This is a genomic window from Streptomyces sp. NPDC057654, assembly GCF_042800135.1.
Taxonomy (GTDB): domain Bacteria; phylum Actinomycetota; class Actinomycetes; order Streptomycetales; family Streptomycetaceae; genus Streptomyces.
Window position 1 is genome coordinate 1 of the sequence record NZ_JBHVHQ010001199.1, and the last position, 1,992, is coordinate 1,992.

The 1,992-nt window shown below is 72.2% G+C and carries 2 protein-coding genes; both read left to right on the plus strand.

Translation table 11 applies throughout. The features are described 5' to 3' along the window. Positions 1–1,366 (plus strand): putative lipid II flippase FtsW (gene ftsW / locus ACFU99_RS41975; RefSeq protein ID WP_384403604.1); only part of this gene is annotated, 1,366 nt, incomplete at its 5' end. Between the two features lie 6 nt (positions 1,367–1,372). Beyond that, positions 1,373–1,992, plus strand: a 620-nt coding sequence (locus ACFU99_RS41980) for a glycosyltransferase (protein WP_384403607.1), incomplete at its 3' end; no start/stop codon positions are given.

Consider the following 1,992-nt stretch of genomic DNA (forward strand, 5'->3'; position numbering starts at 1 on the left):
GGCGCCCCGGGGGGCGGCGCGCGGCGGGGCCACACTCCGTACCGCGAGAGCCGCCGGCGCGGGGCGCCGGACCCCGGCCGCCGGGGGCCCGCGCCCCCCGCGCCGGAGCGCGGCAGGCGGCCTGCGGGCGCTGCCCACGCGGTTCCGGCGGGCCTGGGACCGGCCGCTGACCGCCTATTACCTCGTGCTCGGCGGCAGCCTGCTGATCATCGTGCTCGGCCTGGTGATGGTCTACTCGGCCTCCCAGATCAAGGCGCTCCAGTACGGCCAGGCCCCCACCTATTTCTTCCGCAAGCAGCTGATCGCGGCCGTGCTCGGCGGGGTGCTGATGGTGGTGGCCTGCCGCGCGCGGCTGAAACTGCACCGCGCCTTCGCCTACCCGCTGCTGGCCGTCACCGTCTTCCTGCTCTGCCTGGTGCAGGTGCCCGGGATCGGCCAGACGATCAACGGCAACACCAACTGGCTCTCGCTCGGCGGACCGTTCCAGCTCCAGCCCAGCGAGTTCGCCAAGCTCGCCTTCGTCCTGTGGGGCGCCGACCTGCTGGCCCGCAAGCAGGACAAGAAGCTGCTCACCCAGTGGAAGCACCTGCTGGTGCCGCTGGTGCCGGTGGCGTTCCTGCTGCTCGGCCTGATCATGCTCGGCGGCGACATGGGCACCTCCATCATCCTGACCGCCGTGCTCTTCGGGATGCTCTGGCTGGCGGGCGCCCCCACCCGGCTCTTCGCGGGCGTCCTCGGCGTCGCGGGCGCCCTCGCGCTGCTCGCCATCAAGACGAGCGCCAACCGGATGGGCCGGCTCGCCTGCATCGGCGCGACCGATCCCGGCCCGCACGACCAGTGCTGGCAGGCCGTGCACGGGATCTACGCGCTGGCCAACGGCGGATGGTTCGGTTCCGGACTCGGTGCGAGTGTGGAAAAATGGGGTGAACTCCCCGAGCCGCACACGGACTTCATCTTCGCCATCACCGGCGAGGAACTGGGGCTGGCGGGGACGCTGTCGGTACTCGCCCTCTTCGCGGCTCTAGGCTATGCGGGTATCCGCGTGGCCGGACGCACGGAGGACCCCTTCGTGAGGTATGCCGCGGGAGGCGTGACCACCTGGATCATGGCGCAGTTCATGGTCAACATCGGTGCGGTGCTCGGTCTGCTGCCGATCGCCGGGGTCCCGCTCCCGCTGTTCTCCTACGGAGGGTCCGCCCTGCTGCCGACCATGTTCGCCGTCGGACTGCTGATCGCCTTCGCGCGCGAGCAGCCCGGTGCGCGAGCGGCGTTGGCCATGCGGCAGCCTGTCTTCAGCAAGAAGCGGGCTGGGGCGATGAAGACGATGAGACGGCGCGTCAAGAAGCGACCGTCCGGAGAGCGGTGAATTTCGGTGCATGTCGTACTCGCCGGTGGGGGGACCGCCGGCCACATCGAGCCCGCGCTCGCCCTCGCGGACGCCCTGCGGAGGCAGGACCCGACCGTGGGGATCACGGCGCTCGGCACGGAGAAGGGCCTGGAGACCCGGCTCGTGCCGGAGCGGGGCTACGAGCTGGGGCTGATCCCCGCCGTGCCGCTGCCCCGCAAGCCGACCCCCGAGCTGATCACCGTCCCCGGGCGGCTGCGCGGCACCATCAAGGCGGCCGAGCAGATCCTGGAGCGGACCAAGGCCGACTGCGTGGTCGGGTTCGGCGGCTATGTGGCGCTGCCCGGCTATCTGGCCGCCAAGCGGCGCGGCGTGCCGATCATCGTCCACGAGGCCAACGCGCGCCCCGGCCTCGCCAACAAGATCGGCTCCCGGTACGCGGCGTCCGTCGCGGTCTCCACGCCCGACAGCAAGCTGCGCGGCGCCCGCTACATCGGCATCCCGCTGCGCCGCTCCATCGCCACCCTCGACCGCGGCGCGGTCCGGCCCGAGGCGCGCGCCGCCTTCGGTCTCGACCCCAACCTGCCGACGCTGCTGGTCTCCGGCGGCTCGCAGGGCGCCCGCCGGCTGAACGAGGTCGTCCCAGA